The following is a 19,962-nucleotide window of genomic DNA, read 5'->3' as shown; positions in this document are numbered from 1 at the left end:
CTCACTTCAGCGGTACGAACACGTTGATCACGAGCTTGTCCTCGGCCGTCTTCAGGGGATCGGTGAGGTACTCCTCGATGAACGTGTCCTTGGCTTCCAGCTTCTTGTCGTCGAGGTGATTGGTGATCGCCTCGTAGGTGTTGTCCATGTTGTCGTAGGAGCCGCGATGGACGAATTTCAGCGCCTTGCCCTCAGGCGATTTGCCGATGCTCATGTCCTTGGGCAGGTTCTTCGGATCCTGGTCAACAGGGAGTTCGGCGAAGAAGGTGAAACCGGTGTCGTCGGTCGAGGTGTAGACGATCATCGAATTGCCGGCGTGCTTGATGCCCTGCTTGTCGAGCACCGCGTTCAGCGATTTGAAGGCGTCGACCAGGGTGTCGAAGGCCGTGTCCCAATTGGCGGTGCCCTTGACCATCAGGACCTTCCTGGCCTCGAGCATGGTCTCCTGGCCAAAGGGATCGGCTGTTTGCACCGGCGCGGGCGTGGCAGCCGCGGCGGGCGGCGGTGTCGCCGGGCTCGGTGACGCGCTGGCCGCAGGCGAGGGGGCGGGCGCGGGAGTTGCTGCGGGCGCCGGCGAGGCGCTTGCGGCTGGTGAGGGCGTGGCCGATGGGGCCGGCGAGGGGCTTACCGATGCGGCGGGCGCCGGGCTCGGGGTCTGCGCCAGAGCACCGGAGAGGCCAAGGGACAAGGCCGCTGCCGGGATCAGCGCGGCCAAAGCGAGACGACGAAACCCGAACATTCTATTCTCCCCAACAGCTTCCGTATGAAGACCTTGCCCACCAAGGCCCAAATCCCGGCCGCGCCTCCCTGGTCGAGCGAACTGCGCCGTTCTAACACGCGGGCGTCAAGTTCGTCCCATGACAGATGCGTCATGGCAGAGGTCCAGGCCTTTGGATCGCAAACCACTGGCCAGACGGCCAAGGATCGCCATATAAGGCAGGCGAAATTCGGGAATTTTCATGAGCGCCCTGGCCAACCACGCATTTGCCAAGATGAACGGCATCGGCAACGAGATCGTCGTTGTCGACATGCGCGATTCCGCGGGCAAGGTCACGCCCGACGACGCCCGCGCGGTGGCATCCGCACAAGGCGGCGTGCCCTATGACCAGCTCATGGTGCTGCAGAAGCCGCGGCTCGACGGCACCGAAGCTTTCATCAGCATCTACAACAGTGACGGCTCGGAAGCCGGCGCCTGCGGCAACGGCATGCGCTGCGTGGTGCGCCGCATCTTCGAGAAGAGCGGCCAGGCCACCGCAACGTTCGAGACCGCGGCCGGCCTGCTCAATGCCTGGCAGGGTCCGGCGCCCGACCTCTACACCGTCGACATGGGCGCGCCGAAGTTCGGCTGGCAGGACATTCCGCTGGCGGAAGAGTTTCGCGATACCCGGTACATCGAATTGCAGATCGGGCCGATCGATAACCCGATCCTGCATTCGCCGTCCGTGGTCAGCATGGGCAATCCGCACGCGATCTTCTGGGTCGACGACGTCAACGCCTATGATCTCGAGCGTTTTGGCCCGCTGCTGGAAAATCATCCGATCTTCCCCGACCGCGCCAACATCACGCTCGCTCATATCGTCGATCGCGAGCACATCACCATGCGCACCTGGGAGCGCGGCGCCGGGCTCACCAGGGCCTGCGGTTCGGCGGCTTGCGCGACCGCGGTCGCGGCGGCGCGGCTGAAGCGTACCGGGAGAAAGGTCGCGATGACGCTGCCCGGCGGCAAGCTCGGCATCGAATGGCGCGAGCGCGACGATCATGTGCTCATGACGGGCACCGCGACCTTCGAATACGAGGGCAATTTCGATCCGGCGCTGTTCGCGCCAGCAGGCTGATGGCCGTCGACATCGTCACCTTTGGCTGCCGCCTCAACGCCTTCGAGGCCGAGGTGATCCGCAGCAGGGCCGAGGGCGCGGGTCTGACCGATACCATCGTCATCAACAGCTGCGCCGTCACCAACGAGGCGGTGGCGCAGGCGCGGCAGACGATCCGCAAATTGAAGCGTGAGCGCCCCTCGGCGCGCATTGTGGTCACCGGCTGTGCGGCGCAGACGCAAAGCGCGATGTTCGCCGGGATGACCGAGGTCGATCGCGTCGTCGGCAATGACGACAAGATGCGGGGCGAAGCCTGGCGCGCGGCGCGCGATGCTTTCGACCTCGGCGCCAGCGAGAAGATCGCCGTCAGCGACATCATGGCGCTCGGGGAAATGGCGCCGCATCTGATCGACGGCTACGCGAGCGGCATGCCGCGCGTGTTCGTGCAGGTGCAGAACGGCTGCGACCATCGTTGTACTTTCTGCATCATCCCCTATGGCCGCGGCAATTCGCGCTCGGTTCCGATGGGCGCGGTGGTCGATCAGGTGCGCGCTTTGGTTGGGCGCGGTCATGCGGAGATCGTGCTGACCGGCGTCGATCTCACCAGCTACGGCACCGACCTGCCGGGCGCGCCGAAGCTCGGCCTCTTGACCAAGCAGATATTGCGGCATGTGCCGGAGCTGAAGCGCCTGCGCATCTCCTCGATCGATTCGATCGAGGCGGATAACGATCTGCTCGATGCCATCGCCGACGATATCAGGCTGATGCCGCATCTGCATCTGTCGCTACAATCAGGCGATGACATGATCCTGAAGCGCATGAAGCGGCGGCATTCGCGGCAGGATGCGATTGCGTTCTGCGATCAGGTGCGCCGCCTGCGTCCGGACATCGTTTTCGGCGCCGATATCATCGCGGGCTTCCCGACCGAGACCGAGGCCATGTTCTCGCGCTCGCTCGATCTGGTCGAGGAATGCGGCCTGACCTTCCTGCACGTCTTCCCGTATTCGCCGCGCCCCGGCACCCCCGCCGCGAAGATGCCGCAGGTTGCGGGTGGTGCGATCAAGGAACGCGCGAAGCGGCTGCGCGCAGCGGGCGAGGCAGGGTTGCGGCAGCGGCTGAGCGCGGAGACCGGCGCGACGCGCAATGTGCTGATTGAGAGCAGCGGGCAGGGGCGAACCGAGCATTACCTGCCGGTGGCGATTGCGGGCGAGCGCGTCGGCAGCGTCGTGCCGCTGACGATCACGGGCAACGACGGCGAGCGGCTGACCGCATAGCGCCTACGACGCCCGCACCTGCCAAAAGCGCAGCGTGCGCCGGGCGTTCTCCGGGGACATGCGGGCAAAATTGCTTTTCGCCCTTGCAAGATCCGCCGGCTTCATCGCCCCGCCGGCAAAGCGGCTTTCGAGCACGGCGATGGTGGTTTCCCAGCTTAGTTGTGCGGCCTTGCACGGCACCAGCAGGCCGTCTTCGCGCAGGCTCTGCATCAGCGGACGAATCACCTCGACGGTTGATCCGGACAATGCCGCCAGTGCGGCCACGGCTTCTTCGTAGCGCCGCTGTCGCGCGAAGTTCAGCAGCGTCGCCTCGTTGAGCTGGCCGGTCGCCTTGAGATGGGCAATCGCGCGCTTGGCGCCTTCGAAATCGCGCACGCCCGACATCTCGCGCTCGACGCCGACGGTGACGGCGGCAATCGCGCTCTGGATTTCCTCGAACAGATCGGGCGGTGCGCGCGACAGCAGGCGGGTGCGAACGGCATCAGTTGCGGAACGCAGCAAGCGCCGGCGCAGATCCGACGGCAGGTCGACGCGGACGCCGATGCTGACCGCGAGTTCGGGATCGCTCTCGGCCTGCCCGACGATGACCGTGAATCCCTTTCCGGACATGCGCGCGCCGGGATTGGCGGCGAGGCGCCGGCTGACGCTGGGGTAGCGCCGCGCCAGCAGCGCGTCGGTGACGATCTCCTTCAGCCACCACCGGCCGGCGACCGCGACCAGGTGCGGTTCACCCTTGCTGGAGGCGATCCTCACCAGCTCGTCATCGTCGAGGCGCGCGGATTCCTGCAGCACGGGGCCCGCGATACGGATCTCGTCATTGCTGGCGAGGCGACGGATCACGGAGGGCGGCGCTTGCGCGATCGGCGCAAGCTGGGCGCTGATTTCGGCGAGCGCAACGCGCGCTGCCACATCGGCGATGGCGCGCAACTCGATGGTGCCGATCAGGCGCTCGAGCACATCGTCGAACAGCGCGATCTGCTCGTCGTTGAAGCTGCCGGCGGAGGAGAGGAACAGGTCGGTGACGCGCCGGGCCGTCTCCATGCCCTTTTCCGCCGAGCCGGTCCGGATCGCGGATTCGACCTCGTCGACGATCGACGGCTGGGCGGTGGACATGACGCGTTGCTCGTCCTGAGCGGATGGGAGGCTTGTTCTAAGCAATCGCCATCACTACCAACGAGCACTGAACGTTTCGTAAACCATGCCCCGGACGCCGCTATTCCCCATTCCAGCCGCAGGCGCGGAGCTTCTCGTGCATGTGGGGCGGGGCCGGCGCGACCACGCGGACCGGCTCCTTGTTCCGGGAGATCGGCACCACGATCTCGCGGGAATGCAGGTGCAGCTTCGGCTCGCCGAAGCGCGGGCCGTTGCCGTAGATGTTGTCGCCGAAGATCGGCCAGCCGGTCGCCGACGAATGCACCCGCAATTGATGGGTCCGGCCGGTCATCGGTTCCATGGCGAGCCAGGCGAACCCCTCGCCCCGGCCCATCACCTTCCAGTTGGTGATCGCCTTCTGCCCCTCCGGGTCGGGCTTCTGCCACCAGCCGCGTTCGGCATTGAGGCGGCCGAGGGGCATGTCGATGGCGCCTTCGTCTTCGGCAGGCCCGCCCTCGACCACGGTCCAGTAGGTCTTGCCGATCTTGCCATGCTTGAACAGGAGGCCGAGCGAGGCGGTGGCTTTCCGATGGCGGCCGAGCACGAGGCAGCCGGAGGTGTCCTTGTCCAGCCGGTGGGCCAGCACCGGAGGCCTCGGCAGGCCGAACCGTAGCGCGTCGAAAGAGTCTTCCAGATTGGGCCCGCCCTTGGGGCCGCGGTGCACCGGCAGGCCGGCCGGCTTGTTGATGACCAGCATCAGGCCGTCGCGATGGAGCACGCGGCCTAAAATCTCGTCTGCGGTCAATTGGGGAACATCGAGCAATTGCAGGACCTTCGGCTCAACACTTTCGTTTAACAGCGGGAACGGCTAACACACCGCCACCATGAACGATACCACGTCAGATCCCCCCAAGCTGAGCTGGTGGCGCCGCCTGTCCAACGGACTGAAGCGCACCTCGTCCTCGCTTGGGACCGCGGTTGCCGACCTCGTCACCAAGCGCAAGCTCGACCGCGCCATGCTCGACGACATCGAGGACGTGCTGCTGCGCGCCGATCTCGGCACCTCGGTCGCGGTGCGGATCGCGGATGCGGTGGGCACAGGGCGCTATGACAAGGCGATCTCGGCTGACGAGGTCAAGGACGTGGTCGCCGCCGAGGTCGAGAAGGTGCTGGCCCCGGTGGCGCTGCCGCTCGTGATCGATACGGCGAAAAAGCCATTCGTCATCCTGGTCGTGGGCGTCAACGGCTCCGGCAAGACCACGACAATCGGAAAACTCTCACAAAAATTTGCTTCCGAAGGCCGCAAGGTGATGCTGGCCGCCGGAGACACGTTTCGCGCAGCAGCCATCGAGCAGCTCAAGGTCTGGGGCGAGCGCACCAAGACGCCCGTCATCGCGGGCGCGCAGGGCTCCGACTCCGCGAGCCTCGCCTTCAATGCGCTGACCGCGGCGAAAGAGCAGGCGATCGACGTGCTCCTGATCGACACCGCGGGCCGCTTGCAGAACAAGGCCGAGCTGATGAACGAGCTCGAGAAGGTCGTGCGCGTCATCCGAAAGGTCGACGCTTCGGCGCCGCATGCGGTGCTGCTCGTGCTGGATGCCACCGTCGGCCAGAACGCGCTGTCGCAGGTCGAGGCCTTCCATCGCACCGCCGGCGTCACCGGGCTGGTGATGACCAAGCTCGACGGCACTGCCCGCGGCGGCATTCTGGTGGCGCTCGCGGAGAAATTCAAACTGCCGGTGCATTTCATCGGCGTCGGCGAAGGCGTCGATGATCTCGCAGCCTTCACCGCGCGCGATTTCGCCCGCGCCATTGCCGGAATCGAAAGTTAGAGAATGGACAAGACCCAGCCGCATCCGCTGTTCAAGCTTGCGACCGAGCTCGGGCCGCTGCTCGTGTTCTTCTTCGTCAATGCGAAGTTCAACCTGTTCGCCGCCACCGGTGCCTTCATGGTCGCGATCGTGGCGGCGATGATCGCTTCCTATGTGGTGACGCGCCACATCCCGATCATGGCGATCGTGACGGGCGTGATCGTGCTGGTGTTCGGCACGCTGACCCTGGTGCTGCACGACGAAACCTTCATCAAGGTCAAGCCGACCATCATCTACGGCCTGTTCGCCGCGATCCTCGGCGGCGGCCTGTTGTTCGGCCGCTCCTTCATCGCCGTGATGTTCGACCAGATGTTCAATCTGACGCCGCAGGGCTGGCGCATTCTCACCCTGCGCTGGGCGCTGTTCTTCGCGGGACTGGCGGTGCTGAACGAGGTGGTCTGGCGCACCCAGAGCACGGACTTCTGGGTCAACTTCAAGGTGTTCGGCGTCACGCCGCTGACCATGATCTTCGCCATCGCCCAGATGCCGCTGACCAAGCGCTATGGCGTCGAGCCGGTGTCGCTGGAGACCAGCGAGGCCGAGGCGGGCGACGTGCGGAAGGGGTGAGCTGTCTCAGCTCGTCATTGCGAGGAGCCTGCGACAAAATTGCGAACGCAATTTTGCGCTGGCGACGGAGCAATCCAGAGTCCTTCCGCAGATGCAGTCTGGATTGCTTCGCTGCGCTCGCAATGACGGTCTTGGCTAAGACCCCGCCTTCAACGCCTTCTCCATCTGCGGCAGCAGCACGGTGCGGAAATTCTCCGGCGTGATCGGGCCGACCAGCTTGTAGACGATGGTGCCTTCGGGGTCGACGACGAACGTCTCCGGCACGCCGTAGACGCCCCATTCGATCGAGGCACGGCCGTTGGCGTCCGTGCCGACCCGGCTGAACGGGTTGCCGTAGCGGCCGAGGAAGCGGCGCGCATTGTCGGGCGCGTCCTTGTAGTTGATGCCGACGATCTGGAAGCGCTTGTCCCTGGCGAGCTCTGTCAGCAGCGGCGCCTCCTCGTGGCACGGCACGCACCAGGAGGCCCAGACATTGACGAGGCTGACCTTGCCCTTGAACGCGGCAGGATCGAGGCCCGGCACTCGCGTGCTGTCGGCCTGCAATCCCTCCAGCGGCGGCAGCGTGGTCTGCGGCGCGGGATGGCCGATCAGCGCGGAGGGGATCCGCGACGGATCGCCGCCGCCGAGCCGAAACCAGAACAGCACGGCAAGGGCGGTGAAGGCGAGCAGCGGCAGCACCATCAGGAAGGTGCGGCGCGACGCAGGTGCGGGGGTAGATTGATCGCTCATGTCGTCGTTCTTGGTGTGTCGATCGCGCTGCGGCCGGAGCGGCGGGTGACGCCGCTGCGCTCGAGCTCGCGCAAGCGCTGCGTCTGGTTGCGATAGTCGATCACGACCCAGCCGATCAGGAGCGCGACCACGATGGCGGCGGCGACATAGGAGGTCACGATGAAGGGCGCGTAGGGGCCAAGCGACATCATCATGCTGCCTTCCGACCTGCCTGCATGATCTGCAGGGAGCGGACGCGCCGGCGCAAAATCTCGTTGCGCATCGCAGCCAGGTGCAGCGTGACGAACAGCAGCGTGAACGCGCCCGCCATCACCAGCAACGGAATCAGGAACGCCTTGTCGAGCGTCGAGCCGCCCATGCGCATCACCGAGGCCGGCTGGTGCAGCGTGTTCCACCAGTCGACCGAGAACTTGATGATCGGAAGATTGAGTGCGCCGACCAGCGTCAGCACGGCGGCAGCACGCGCTGCGCGCGAGGGATCTTCCACCGCGCGCCACAGCGCCATCAGGCCGAGATACATCAGGAACAGGATCAGCACCGATGTCAGCCGAGCATCCCATTCCCAATAGGTGCCCCACATCGGCCTGCCCCACAGCGAGCCCGTGAGCAGCGCGAGGAAGGTGAACGCTGCGCCGATCGGTGCGGCGGCTTTCGCGGCGACGTCGGCGAGCGGATGCCGCCACACCAGCGTGCCGAGCGAAGCCACACTCATCACGCCCCAGACGAACATCGACAGCCACGCATTGGGCACGTGGATGAACATGATCTTCACGGTCGCGCCCTGCTGATAGTCATCAGGCGCGGTGGCCGATTGATAGAGTCCGATCGCGAGCAGGATGATTGTCGCGGCCACGAGCCATGGCAGCACCCGCGCCGAGAGCGCGAGGAACCTGGTGGGGTTGGCGAGGTCGATCAGCGACATGGTGTTCTGATAATCACAGGTCGGCGCTCACGCAATCAGCATGAAAGCGCGCAGCGAAAGTTGATCGGGGTCAAGACAATCGAACCCATTTCAGTCCAGGCCATGTTTCAGGCTCGCCGCCGCCGCGAACGGGCCGATCACGAGGCTGACCAGCGACAGCGCGCAGAGGATCGAGAATGGCGCCCCGAATGACAACGGCCCCGTGATCGCGGCTTGCGAGGCTGCGACCCCGAAGATGAGCACCGGGATCGACAGCGGCAGCACCAGCACGGCCATCAGCAGCCCGCCCCGGTGCAGCGTCACCGCCAGCGCCGCACCGATCATGCCGGTAAAGGTCAGCGCCGGGGTGCCGGCGAGCAGCGTCAGCGCCACCGCGCCGGTGGCAGCCATGTCGAGATTGAGCAGCAGGCCGAGCACGGGGGTTGCGACAACGAGCGGCAGGCCTGCGGCCAGCCAATGCGCCAGCGCCTTGGCTGCGCAGGCCAGTTCCAGCGGGGTCCGGCTCATCGTGATCAAATCGAGCGAGCCGTCCTCATGGTCGGCCATGAACAGCCGGTCCAGCGTGAGCAGGCTGGCCAGCAGCGCGCCGAGCCAGAGGATGGCAGGCCCCAGCCGCGACAGCAGCGCCAGATCCGGTCCCAGCGCGAATGGCATCAGCACGACGACGGTCAGGAAGAAACAGCACGCCAATGAGCGCCCCGCCGCCAACGCGGAGCGCGATCTTGATGTCCCGGCGGATCAGGGCGGACAGCGCGGTCATGGGTTGGCTTCGGCGCTGAGGTGGTCATGAGAGCCGAGCTCGTGCCCTGGACACACCGCGCTCCCTCCCCCCTTGTGGGGGAGGGCGGGGGAGAGGGGTAGCCCAGGAAATGGTGCGCTCGGGAGCAGAGAAGAGCTACGTTCGACCGTGAGAGTCCCCGTGCGGCGCCCCCCTCCCTGACCCTTCCCCACAAGGGGGGAGGGAACGGAGAAAGCGGCGCTTAGCCGTTCGAAAAGCTGAGGGTCCTGCCGTCTCACGCCATTCCCTCGATCCGCAGCTCCCGCGCCTCGATCCCCAGCGGCCCATGCGTCGCCGCGATGATCAGGCCGCCGCCCGCCAGATGCTCCCGCATCAGGCCGCCGAACATCTCCTGGCCGGCGGCATCCAGCGCCGTGGTCGGCTCGTCCAGCAGCCAGACCCGGGCGGCGGACCGCCAGCAGCCGGGCCAGCGACAACCGGCGGCGCTGGCCGGCGGACAGGAAGGAGGCGGGCAGATCGGCGGCATGGTCGAGACCGACGGCCGCGAGACTCGCGGCTGCGTCAAAACGCTCGCCCCCGAGAAAATCAGCCCAGAATGACAAATTTTCAGCCACACTCAGGGCCGGCTTCAGCGCATCGCGGTGGCCGAGATAGTGGCACTGCTCGGGCAGCGTCACGTCGGCGTCGCCCCCGTCCAGTACGATCGTGCCGCCGGCCGGAATGAGCAGGCCCGCGATCAGCCGCAGCAGCGAGGTCTTGCCCGAACCGTTGCGGCCGACGACGGCCACGGCTGTGCCGGAGGCCGCCTCGAAATCGAGCCCGGAAAACACCTCGCGGCCGCCCCGCACGCAAGTGACCCCGCGTCCGGACAGCTGCATCTGGCCTGGTACCAACCTGTTCAAGCCGGGCCTCAGGAATTCTTGGGGTAGCGCATCAGAATTTTTGGCTCGCGACTTGCTCGGTTCGATTGTGGCTGTGGCGGCGCGGTTAGAAAGCTTCTATAAGCCCGGAACTACTTGATGCAGCAACTCAACCTGCCCCTGCAAGCGACCCAGCCTGATGCGCTGACGGTGTTAAAATACCCTGCCGGGTATGTCTAACAATTGGGATTCCTACATGACCTCGCTCGACAGCTTCAAATGCAAAAAGACCCTCAAGGTCGGCGCCAAGACCTATGTGTATTACAGCCTGCCCACGGCCGAGAAGAATGGTCTGAAGGGAATTTCGAAACTTCCCTACTCGATGAAGGTCCTGCTCGAGAACCTCCTCCGCAACGAGGACGGCCGCTCGGTCAAGAAGGAGGACATCGTCGCGGTCTCGAAGTGGCTGCGCAAGAAGTCGCTGGAGCATGAGATCGCGTTCCGCCCGGCCCGCGTGCTGATGCAGGACTTCACCGGCGTTCCGGCCGTCGTCGACCTCGCCGCGATGCGCAATGCGATGCAGAAGCTCGGCGGCGATGCCGAGAAGATCAATCCGCTGGTGCCGGTCGATCTCGTCATCGATCACTCCGTGATCGTGAACTTCTTCGGCGACAACAAGGCTTTCGCCAAGAACGTCACGGAAGAGTACAAGCAGAACCAGGAGCGCTACGAGTTCCTGAAATGGGGCCAGAAGGCGTTCTCGAACTTCTCCGTCGTGCCGCCCGGCACCGGCATCTGCCATCAGGTCAATCTCGAATATCTCTCCCAGACGGTCTGGACCAAGAAGGAGAAGATGACGGTCGGCAAGAAGACCGGCACCTTCGAGGTCGCCTATCCCGACTCGCTCGTCGGCACCGACTCGCACACCACCATGGTCAACGGTCTCGCCGTGCTCGGCTGGGGCGTCGGCGGCATCGAGGCGGAAGCCTGCATGCTCGGTCAGCCGCTGTCGATGCTGCTGCCCAACGTCGTCGGCTTCAAGCTGAAGGGCGCGATGAAGGAAGGCGTCACCGCGACCGACCTCGTGCTCACAGTCACGCAGATGCTGCGCAAGCTCGGCGTGGTCGGCAAGTTCGTCGAGTTTTTCGGCCCCGGCCTCGACAATCTCTCCGTCGCCGACAAGGCGACCATCGCCAACATGGCGCCGGAATATGGCGCGACCTGCGGCTTCTTCCCAGTTGACGCCGCCGCGATCGATTATCTCAAGACCTCCGGCCGCGCCGCACCGCGAGTCGCACTGGTGCAGGCCTATGCCAAGGCGCAAGGCCTGTTCCGCACCGCCAAGTCGGCTGATCCCGTTTTCACGGAAACGCTGACGCTCGACCTCGCCGACGTCGTGCCGTCGATGGCCGGTCCGAAGCGTCCTGAGGGCCGCATCGCGCTGCCGTCCGTTGCCGAAGGTTTTTCGCTCGCACTCGGCAGCGAGTACAAGAAGACCGAAGAGCCCAACAAGCGCTTCGCCGTCGAGGGCAAGGACTACGAGATCGGTCACGGCGACGTCGTCATCGCCGCCATCACCTCCTGCACCAACACCTCGAATCCGAGCGTGCTGATCGGCGCCGGCCTCTTGGCGCGCAACGCCGCCGCGAAGGGCCTGAAGGCAAAACCGTGGGTGAAGACCTCGCTGGCTCCGGGCAGCCAGGTCGTGGCCGGCTATCTCGCCGATTCCGGTCTGCAGAAGGATCTCGACAAGGTCGGCTTCAATCTGGTCGGCTTCGGCTGCACCACCTGCATCGGCAATTCCGGTCCGCTGCCGGAGGAGATTTCGAAGTCGATCAACGACAACGGTATCGTCGCCGCGGCCGTGTTGTCAGGTAACCGCAACTTCGAAGGCCGCGTCTCGCCGGACGTGCAGGCGAACTATCTGGCCTCGCCGCCGCTGGTCGTCGCGCATGCGCTCGCCGGCAGCGTCACCAAGAACCTCGCCGTCGAGCCGCTCGGCGAAGGCAAGGACGGCAAGCCGGTGTACCTGAAGGACATCTGGCCGACGACGAAGGAGATCAACGCCTTCATGAAGAAGTTCGTGACCTCGACGATCTTCAAGAAGAAATATGCCGACGTGTTCAAGGGCGACACCAACTGGCGCAAGATCAAGACGGTCGAGAGCGAGACTTACCGCTGGAACATGTCGTCGACCTATGTGCAGAACCCGCCCTATTTCGAAGGCATGAAGAAGGAGCCGGAGCCGGTCACCGACATCGTCGAGGCGCGCATCCTCGCCATGTTCGGGGACAAGATCACCACCGACCACATTTCGCCGGCCGGCTCGATCAAGCTTACCTCGCCCGCCGGCAAATATCTCAGCGAGCACCAGGTGCGTCCCGCCGACTTCAACCAGTACGGCACGCGGCGCGGCAATCATGAAGTGATGATGCGCGGCACCTTCGCCAACATCCGCATCAAGAACTTCATGCTCAAGGGCGCGGATGGAAACATCCCCGAGGGCGGCCTCACCAAGCACTGGCCCGACGGCGAGCAGATGTCGATCTACGACGCCGCGATGAAGTATCAGCAGGAGCAGGTGCCGCTGGTGGTGTTCGCCGGCGCCGAATACGGCAACGGCTCCTCGCGCGACTGGGCCGCGAAGGGCACCCGCCTGCTCGGCGTGCGCGCCGTGATCTGCCAGAGCTTCGAGCGCATCCATCGCTCGAACCTGGTCGGCATGGGCGTGCTGCCGCTGACCTTCGAGGACGGCACCTCCTGGTCGTCGCTCGGCCTGAAGGGGGATGAGAAGGTCACGCTGCGCGGCCTGGTCGGTGACCTCAAGCCGCGCCAGAAGCTGACCGCGGAGATCGTCTCCGGCGACGGCTCGTTGCAGCGCGTTTCGCTGCTCTGCCGCATCGACACGCTGGACGAGCTCGATTACTACCGGAATGGCGGCATTCTCCACTACGTGCTCCGCAAGCTCGCGGCGTAGTGCATGATCCGGAAAACGGTGCAGCGGCTTTCCGGAAAGATCATGCTCCAACAACGATCGAAGTGCGCTTGGCGCACTTTAGCGCGCGAATTTGTGAACGGTGGCTCACCGCGACGTGAGTAGAAGCCTAGACAAAGGCGGCCTATCAAAAAGGCCGCCTTTGTTCGTTTGCGGTATGTTTCGGATGGGCCTGCCCGGCAAAATCCCCCCTTGGACGGTTGGATGCGTTCGGCCCGTAAGACTACGGTGACCATCAGGCGATAAGATCTTCCCTCAACGAGCTACCATGTGTGACGTTCGACATGACTGGAATGATGGCTTCTAATCTCGTTTCGCGATGGTCCGGTGCATTCTGGTCGGGAGCACTCGGCATCTGCGCCATCGTCGCCGTCATTCGTCCCGCCCAGGCCGATCCCCGCGCCGTGGTCGAGCTCTTCACCTCCCAGGGCTGCTCCTCCTGCCCGCCCGCCGACAAAATCATCGGCGATCTCGCCAAGGACCCCTCGATCATCGCGCTGAGCATGCCGATCGACTATTGGGACTATCTCGGCTGGAAGGACACGCTGGCGGACTCACGTTTCTCGGCGCGGCAGCGCGCTTATTCACGGATGCGCGGTGATCGCGAAGTCTACACGCCGCAGGTCGTGGTCAACGGCGCTGCGCATGTCATCGGCAGCGATCGCTCCGGCATCGAAAATGCAATCGACAAGACCGACTCGAGCGCGGGCGTGATGAGCGTGCCGGTGACGATGTCGCTCGCGGGCAAGCAGATCAACGTGTCGGTGGCGGCGAGCAAAGAGCCGGCGGTCTCGCATGGCGAGGTCTGGATCTGCTCGATCGTGAGATCGGTGCCGATCGAGATCAGCCGCGGCGAGAATCGTGGACAGCAGATCACCTACCACAACGTCGTGCGCAATCTGCTCAAGGTCGGTGACTGGAACGGACGTCCGGAAAGCTGGACGGTCCCGATCGAGAATTTGACATCGCGCGATGGCGTCGACGGCGCGGTGGTCTATGTCCAGGACGGCAGTCGCGAGAAGCCAGGCGCAATGCTGGGCGCGGCGTACACCTCGCTGCACTGAAGCGAACGCTTCGAACTGCTGATCCAAGCACCACGTTCAATCCCCATGGTGAGAAGGCGCGTGAGCGCCGTCTAGCGGACATGCTCTGCACCGCCGCGAGCACCATGCAGGCTCCGCTCATGCATCCGGGACTCGATCGTTGGAGACGCCGCTTCGCGGCCCTCAGGATGAGCAGAAAGAATTTTCGCGCGGATGCTCGGAGTGCAGCTTCGTCGGGGCAACATCCAGCCACGAACAAAAAAAAGGACCAACTTGCGTTGGTCCTCCTTGTCGTGCGTACAGACCCGATCCTGTTCGACCCCGGGGGGCTGGGGGCTGAGGAATCCGGAACCGAAAGGACCGGGTCAACGCACACCAGCCTTGTCGCAGTGCAGGGCGGCAGGCGGTGGGCGGAAAAGCGGCGATCCTGTGATTCCTGCTAACGATCCCGTGACGGTTTGCCGCTGGGGAGTTCCACCGTTGCGTGTGTCATGATTCTCAGGCGCCCGGCGAGCTCAGCCGGGATCGTTCGAGAGGCCGGGCAAGAGCCTCTTGCGGCGGGGAACGGTTGGCGCGATCATGCAGATGTCATGATCCGCGGCTCCGGGACGGTCTTCGCGGAGGCGGTCATGCCGAGCGATGAGGAGGCGCCCCATGAGTTTGACGTCGGAGGATGCCGATCCGAGCGAGCTGCGCGCAGCGGTGCGCCCCGCCGCTGCGAATGCCCAACCGAACCGGGTGACGTTCAACCGGCTCGAGCTGAACCGAATTCTCAACCTCTATGGCCGTATGGTCTCCGACGGCGAGTGGCGCGACTATGCCATCGACTTCCTGAAAGACCGCGCGGTGTTCTCGGTCTATCGCCGCGCCTCCGAAGTGCCGATCTACCGCATCGAGAAAGATCCGCGGCTCGCGCGCAAGCAGGGCATGTACAGCGTGATCTCGGCGACCGGCCTGATCCTGCGCCGCGGCCACGAGCTCGACCGCGTGCTGCTGGTGATCGACCGCAAGCTGGCGGCGGTGTGACCTACTTTCCGGGGACCGTCTTCGCGCCCTCGCCGAGATCGCGCTGCATCATGACCGTATCCAGCCAGCGGCCGAATTTCAGGCCGACATCGGGATGCGTGCCGATCATCTTGAAGCCGCCCCGGGTGTGCACGCCGATGGAGCCGGCATTGGCGGAATCGCCGATGACGGCAATCATCTGGCGGAAGCCGCGAGCCTCGCATTCGCTGATCAGCCGGTCCAGCAGCAGCGACCCAATGCCGCGGCGGTGGAAGGCGGGATCGAGATAGATCGAATTCTCGACTGTGAAGCGATAGGCCGGCCGCGGCCGGTAGGCGCCGGCATAGGCGTAGCCGGCGACGCGGCCGTCGAGCAATGCGACGAAATAGGGATAGCCGCCGTCGAGCAGCGTGCGATAGCGGCGCGTCATCTCGGCGAGGTCGGGCGGATCGAGCTCGAACGTCGCGGTGCCCTCGCGGACGGCCTGCTGATAGATCGCGGTGATGGCGGGGAGGTCGGCCTCGATGGCGGGCCTGATTTCAGGTGCGGACATGGGGGCGAGATTAGCAGGGGCCTTGCTCCGAGCAACGTGATTTTCCTCATGACGGAGGCGGCGCAAACAAAAACCCCGGCCCTTCGGCCGGGGTTCGTGTCCGTTCTCTTGCGGCTGGCGCTTAGTCGCGCTGGCCGAGGAGCTGCAGCAGCAGCGTGAACAGGTTGATGAAGTTCAAATACAGCGAGAGCGCACCCGATATCGCCGCACGCTCGGCGATGTCACCGCCGGCGGAAGCGTAGCCGTAGATGTAGTCGTTCTTCAGGCGCTGGGTGTCCCAGGCGGTGAGGCCCGCGAACACGAGAACGCCGACCACCGACACGATGAACTGCAGCGCCGTGCTGGCCAGGAACAGGTTCACCAGGCTCGCGATGATAATGCCGATCAGGCCCATGAACAGGAACGAGCCCATGCCGCTCATGTCACGCTTGGTGGTGTAGCCGTAGAGGCTCAGCGCACCGAACGTCGCCGCGGTGATGAAGAACACCCGCACGATCGAGGTGTGCGTGTACACCAGGAAGATCGAGGACAGCGAGATGCCCATCAGCGCCGAGAACACCCAGAACAGGATCTGGGCGGTCGAGGGAGCCAGGCGGTTGATGCCGGCCGAGATCACGAACACCATGGCGAGCGGCGCCAGCATGAACAGATATTTCAGCGGGCTCACGAACATCGCGTAGCCGAACGGCGTCAGGAACAGCTTGCCGACGCGGACCGCCTCGGCCGTCGGAACGTCGGTCACGGCAGCCATGTAGACACCGAGCGCGGCGAGGCCGGTGATGGCGAGGCCGATGCTCATGTAATTGTAGATGCGCAGCATGTAGGCGCGCAGGCCGGCGTCGACCGTCGCGGCGTCAACACGCCCGGCGGCCCTGCCGAAAGGAGAAGCGTAATTGCGGTCTAGGTCCGACATGGTCGAATTCCCGTTGGTTGGCCCGGTCCGGCACGGGGGTTGCCATGCCGCCGGTTCGTCAAATTCTATCTCGGATACCGATGCCTGCCGACTAAATTTTGGCTAACAATCGGGGCTCCGAACCCATCCGATATGTGGGAAACTAACACATTCGCTGCAACCGTCCACGCGCGGCCGAATGTCGCCCTTTCGCGCAATCCTGACGAGAACCTGACAGCAGACGTGGTTAATCGCAGGAATCCTGCGCTTCCGGTCCGGCCGATTTCGGTCCGGCGCGGCTACCCGCTACCTTTTGTCACAAATTCCGCAACACCGTGGCGGGCTTTTTGTTCAAGGCCAGCAGCGTGCCCGCGAGCCCAAGCCCGACGGTGACGACCAGCGCGGCCACGACCACGCCGGCCGCGCTGCCGCCTTGCCAGACGAAGGTCAGCGTCATCAGCCGCGTCACGATCATCCAGGCGGCCATGCTGCCGGCGATCACGCCGAACATTGCGGTGGCAAGGCCGATCAAGAGGTATTCGAGCGCATAGGCGCCGAGCAGCCGCAGCCGCGTCGCGCCGAGTGTTTTGAGGATGACCGCATCATAGACCCGGTGGCGATGACCGGCGGCGAGCGCGCCGCCCAGCACCAGGATTGCCGAGATCAGGGTCACGGCGCTGGCGCCGCGGATCGCAAGCGCGAGGTTGGTCACGACCGCGCCGACCGTCTCCATCACCTCGCGCACCCGCACGCTCGTCACCATCGGGTAGGCGTCCGCCACCTGCTTGATGATCTTGCCGTCGCCGGCCGCATCGCCGCCCGATTCCGTCAGCGTCGCGATGTGGGTATGCGGCGCGCCCTTGAAGGCGCTCGGCGAGAACACCAGGACGAAATTGATGCCGAGCCCCTGCCAGTCGATCGTGCGCAGATTGCTGATTTTCGCCGCGATATCGCGGCCGAGCACGTTGACGACGATTTCGTCGCCGAGCTTGAGGCCAAGCCCGTCGGCGATCTTCTTCTCCATCGAGACCAGCGGCGGGCCTGAATAGTCGGCGCGCCACCATTCGCCCTCGACGACCTTGGAGCCTTTCGGCAGCTCGCCCGTATAGGTCAGGCCGCGGTCGCTCTGCAGCACCCATTCGGAATCGGTCGACGGCTTGAGGTCCTCGGCACGGACGCCGCGGGCCGCGACGATGCGCCCGCGCAGCATCGGCACGTCCTCGACCTTCGCGCCGGGGGCGATCTGGCGCAGATAACCGTCGAACTCGGCGGCCTGCGTGCTCGGAATGTCGATGAAGTAGAACGCCGGCGCGCGATCGGGCAGCGCCGCGAGGAACTGGCGCCGCAGATTGCCGTCGATCTGGGTGATGGTGACGAGCACCGCGAGGCCGAGCCCGAGCGAGAGCACGACCGACGGCGTCAACGCGCCCGGCCGGTGGATGTTGGCGATCGCAAGCCGCAGCATGGTGAAGCGCGTGCGCGGCAAGCGGCGCGCGATCGCCATCAGCACGGCGGCGACGCCGCGCAGCACGGCGAACACGACGACGGAGGAGACCACGAACACCGCGGCGATGCGCTTGTCGAAGGACAGGCCGATCACGACCGCGACCAGCAGCGCGACGACACCGCCCATGAACACGAGATAGCCCAGGCGCGGCCGGTGCCATTCGGCGGCGACGGTGTCGCGGAACAGCGCCGCGACCGGCACGTCATGCACGCGTCCGAGCGGCCACAGACCGAAGGCGAGCGCGGTGAGCAGGCCATAGACGAAGGACAGTGCGAGCTCGTCGGCATGCACCGCCGGCACCACCGGCAGCGGCAGCAGCTTGCCGAACAGGCCGACGATGGCGAACGGCATCGCCGCGCCGAGCGCCAGGCCGATCGCCGAACCGATCGCGGCCAGCAGCACGACCTGCGCCAGATAAATGCCGAACACGTCGCGCCCGGTGGCGCCGACGGCCTTGAAGGCCGCGATCACCTCGAGCCGGCGGTCGATATGGCTCTTCACGGCATTGGCGACGCCGACACCGCCGACCAAAAGCGCGGCGAGGCCGACCAGGGTCAGGAACTGGGTGAAACGGCTGATATTGCGTTCCAGCTGCGGCGAGGCATTGGAGCGGCTGCGGACCTCCCAGCCGGCCTGCGGCGCGGCGTTGCGGGCGTCGGCAATGAAGGTGTCGGTGGCGCGGTCGCTGTTGGCGGCGTCGGGCAGTTTGACGCGGTAAACCCAGCGTACCAGGCTGCCTGGCTGAATGAGACCGGTGGCACGCAAGGCCGCCTCGCTGATCAGCAAGCGTGGGCCAAACCCGATGCCGCTGGCGAGCTTGTCGGGCTCGGCCTCGACGCTGGAGCGGATCTGGAACGTCGCAGAGCCAATGGTGACGCGGTCGCCGATCTTGAGTGAAAGCCGCGCCAGCAGCGTCGGATCGGCAGCCGCGCCGAATGCGCCGTCGCGTTCCGCGAGCAGATCGGCGAGGGGCAGTGGCGGCGCCAGCGTCAACTGTCCGAGCATCGGATAGGTGTCGTCGACCGCCTTCATCTCGACCAGCGCCGGCTTGCCCTCGGCCGAGCGCGCCATGCCGCGCAAGGTGGCGGCGACGGAGAGGGTGCCGCGCGAGCGCAGGAAGGCGATTTCGTCCGGCTTGGCCTCGCGCTGGAACAGCACGAAAGAGACGTCGCCGCCGAGCAGCGTGCGGCCCTCACGCGCGAGACCGTCGCTGAGGCTCGCTGAGACCGAGCCGACGCCCGCAATCGCCATCACCCCGAGCGCAATGCAGGCGATGAAGACGTAGAAACCGCGCAGGCCGCCGCGCAATTCGCGCAAGGCATAGCGCAGCGACAGCGCGACGCCGTTCGGCCTCGCGGACGGTGCGATGGCGACGCTCATGCGCTGGTCGTCTGCGTGTCGATGCGGCCGGAGCGCAGGCGGATCACGCGGTCGCAGCGATGTGCGAGCGAGGAATCGTGCGTCACCAGCACCAGCGTCATGCCGCGCTCGGCATGTTTGGTGAAGAGCAGATCGATGATCTGCTTTCCCGTGGCCTCGTCGAGATTGCCGGTCGGCTCATCGGCGACGAGGATGGCGGGATCGGGCGCCAGTGCGCGCGCCAGCGCCACGCGCTGCTGCTCGCCGCCGGAGAGCTGCGTCGGATAATGATGCAGGCGATCGCCGAGTCCGACCGATTGCAGCTCCTCGGCCGCGCGTTTGTTGGCATCAGGATTGCCGGCGAGCTCGAGCGGCACCGCGACATTCTCCAGCGCGGTCATGGTCGGGATCAGGTGAAAGGACTGAAAGACGATGCCGACCTGGCGGCCGCGAAAACGCGCCAGCGCGTCCTCGTCGAGGGCATTGAAAGGCGTGCCTGACACCACCACCTCTCCGCTATCAGGTCGCTCCAGCCCCGCCATCACCATCAGCAGCGTGGATTTGCCCGAGCCTGACGGGCCGATCAGGCCGATCGTCTCCCCCGAGCCGATCCGCAGGCTGATATCCTTGAGGATGTGAACGCGTGCCGCCCCCGTGCCCAATGACAGATTGACGTTGGAGATGGCGATGGTGTCCGGCGCAGTGCCGGCGAGCGAAGAGGTTTCGATGCGACTGTCCAT

Annotated in this window: 17 protein-coding genes and 2 pseudogenes; 7 read left to right on the top strand and 12 right to left on the bottom strand. The window is 65.3% G+C overall.

Annotated elements, in window-relative coordinates:
* Position 1: 1 nt before the first annotated feature.
* On the bottom strand, positions 2 to 739 hold the full coding sequence (locus tag ACVIIW_RS08415) for a GyrI-like domain-containing protein (RefSeq protein WP_456700317.1): 738 nt from the start codon (positions 737 to 739) through the stop codon (positions 2 to 4).
* Positions 740 to 959: 220 nt separating this feature from the next.
* Between ACVIIW_RS08415 and dapF the strand changes: the two genes are divergently transcribed.
* The gene (dapF, locus tag ACVIIW_RS08410; RefSeq protein ID WP_456700316.1) at positions 960 to 1,835 is read left to right on the top strand and encodes a diaminopimelate epimerase; all 876 of its coding nucleotides are present in this window, start codon (positions 960 to 962) and stop codon (positions 1,833 to 1,835) included.
* Positions 1,835 to 3,088, top strand: a complete 1,254-nt coding sequence (gene mtaB, locus ACVIIW_RS08405; protein WP_456700315.1) for a tRNA (N(6)-L-threonylcarbamoyladenosine(37)-C(2))-methylthiotransferase MtaB — start codon at positions 1,835 to 1,837, stop codon at positions 3,086 to 3,088. Before dapF ends, mtaB begins: the two co-directional genes overlap by 1 nt.
* A gap of 3 nt (positions 3,089 to 3,091) precedes the next feature.
* Here the strand turns inward: mtaB and ACVIIW_RS08400 are convergent, their stop codons facing one another.
* The gene (locus tag ACVIIW_RS08400) at positions 3,092 to 4,201 is read right to left on the bottom strand and encodes a DUF2336 domain-containing protein (protein ID WP_456700314.1); all 1,110 of its coding nucleotides are present in this window, start codon (positions 4,199 to 4,201) and stop codon (positions 3,092 to 3,094) included.
* A gap of 100 nt (positions 4,202 to 4,301) precedes the next feature.
* Positions 4,302 to 5,003: an RluA family pseudouridine synthase gene (locus ACVIIW_RS08395; protein ID WP_456700313.1), complete on the bottom strand. Its 702-nt coding sequence runs from the start codon at positions 5,001 to 5,003 to the stop codon at positions 4,302 to 4,304.
* Between the two features lie 61 nt (positions 5,004 to 5,064).
* On the opposite strand from ACVIIW_RS08395, the gene ftsY reads away from it, so the two are divergent.
* Both ftsY and ACVIIW_RS08385 read left to right on the top strand, forming a co-directional pair.
* Positions 5,065 to 6,012, top strand: a complete 948-nt coding sequence (gene ftsY / locus ACVIIW_RS08390) for a signal recognition particle-docking protein FtsY (RefSeq protein ID WP_456700312.1) — start codon at positions 5,065 to 5,067, stop codon at positions 6,010 to 6,012.
* A 3-nt stretch (positions 6,013 to 6,015) separates the two neighbouring features.
* The gene (locus ACVIIW_RS08385; protein ID WP_092233955.1) at positions 6,016 to 6,618 is read left to right on the top strand and encodes a septation protein A; all 603 of its coding nucleotides are present in this window, start codon (positions 6,016 to 6,018) and stop codon (positions 6,616 to 6,618) included.
* Positions 6,619 to 6,753: 135 nt separating this feature from the next.
* On the opposite strand, the gene ACVIIW_RS08380 is transcribed toward ACVIIW_RS08385, so the two are convergent.
* The 5 genes and pseudogenes from ACVIIW_RS08380 to ccmA form a co-directional block, all read right to left on the bottom strand.
* Positions 6,754 to 7,347 carry a DsbE family thiol:disulfide interchange protein gene (locus ACVIIW_RS08380; RefSeq protein ID WP_456700311.1) on the bottom strand — a complete coding sequence of 198 codons (594 nt, stop codon included), beginning with the start codon at positions 7,345 to 7,347 and terminating at the stop codon, positions 6,754 to 6,756.
* Positions 7,344 to 7,541 (bottom strand): heme exporter protein CcmD, encoded by a 198-nt coding sequence (gene ccmD / locus ACVIIW_RS08375; protein WP_456700310.1) that lies wholly within the window; start codon positions 7,539 to 7,541, stop codon positions 7,344 to 7,346. The genes ACVIIW_RS08380 and ccmD overlap by 4 nt, the downstream gene beginning before the upstream one ends.
* Positions 7,538 to 8,269 (bottom strand): heme ABC transporter permease, encoded by a 732-nt coding sequence (locus ACVIIW_RS08370; protein ID WP_456700309.1) that lies wholly within the window; start codon positions 8,267 to 8,269, stop codon positions 7,538 to 7,540. The genes ccmD and ACVIIW_RS08370 overlap by 4 nt, the downstream gene beginning before the upstream one ends.
* A gap of 90 nt (positions 8,270 to 8,359) precedes the next feature.
* Positions 8,360 to 9,029, bottom strand: a pseudogene (gene ccmB / locus ACVIIW_RS08365) (heme exporter protein CcmB).
* Positions 9,030 to 9,282: 253 nt separating this feature from the next.
* Positions 9,283 to 9,886 (bottom strand): annotated as a pseudogene (ccmA, locus tag ACVIIW_RS08360) (heme ABC exporter ATP-binding protein CcmA).
* A gap of 238 nt (positions 9,887 to 10,124) precedes the next feature.
* Between ccmA and acnA the strand changes: the two are divergent.
* From acnA to ACVIIW_RS08345, 3 genes are all read left to right on the top strand, one after another.
* Positions 10,125 to 12,845 (top strand): aconitate hydratase AcnA, encoded by a 2,721-nt coding sequence (gene acnA / locus ACVIIW_RS08355; protein WP_456700308.1) that lies wholly within the window; start codon positions 10,125 to 10,127, stop codon positions 12,843 to 12,845.
* 302 nt (positions 12,846 to 13,147) lie between these two features.
* A complete protein-coding gene (locus tag ACVIIW_RS08350) occupies positions 13,148 to 13,927 on the top strand; it encodes a DUF1223 domain-containing protein (RefSeq protein WP_456700307.1) in 780 nt (259 codons plus the stop codon).
* A gap of 633 nt (positions 13,928 to 14,560) precedes the next feature.
* Positions 14,561 to 14,932 (top strand): DUF2794 domain-containing protein, encoded by a 372-nt coding sequence (locus tag ACVIIW_RS08345; RefSeq protein WP_456700306.1) that lies wholly within the window; start codon positions 14,561 to 14,563, stop codon positions 14,930 to 14,932.
* A 1-nt stretch (position 14,933) separates the two neighbouring features.
* Here ACVIIW_RS08345 and ACVIIW_RS08340 read toward each other — a convergent pair whose 3' ends face one another.
* The 4 genes from ACVIIW_RS08340 to ACVIIW_RS08325 all read right to left on the bottom strand — a co-directional run bounded on the left by ACVIIW_RS08340 (position 14,934) and on the right by ACVIIW_RS08325 (position 19,962).
* Positions 14,934 to 15,464 (bottom strand): N-acetyltransferase family protein, encoded by a 531-nt coding sequence (locus tag ACVIIW_RS08340; protein ID WP_456700305.1) that lies wholly within the window; start codon positions 15,462 to 15,464, stop codon positions 14,934 to 14,936.
* A gap of 121 nt (positions 15,465 to 15,585) precedes the next feature.
* Positions 15,586 to 16,377 (bottom strand): Bax inhibitor-1/YccA family protein, encoded by a 792-nt coding sequence (locus ACVIIW_RS08335; protein ID WP_092233985.1) that lies wholly within the window; start codon positions 16,375 to 16,377, stop codon positions 15,586 to 15,588.
* 295 nt (positions 16,378 to 16,672) lie between these two features.
* Positions 16,673 to 19,243: an ABC transporter permease gene (locus tag ACVIIW_RS08330; protein WP_456700304.1), complete on the bottom strand. Its 2,571-nt coding sequence runs from the start codon at positions 19,241 to 19,243 to the stop codon at positions 16,673 to 16,675.
* On the bottom strand, positions 19,240 to 19,962 hold the full coding sequence (locus ACVIIW_RS08325) for an ABC transporter ATP-binding protein (protein WP_456700303.1): 723 nt from the start codon (positions 19,960 to 19,962) through the stop codon (positions 19,240 to 19,242). Before ACVIIW_RS08325 ends, ACVIIW_RS08330 begins: the two co-directional genes overlap by 4 nt.

The organism is Bradyrhizobium sp. USDA 4449, assembly GCF_054056275.1.
This window is presented reverse-complemented; position numbering and strand designations above follow the sequence as displayed.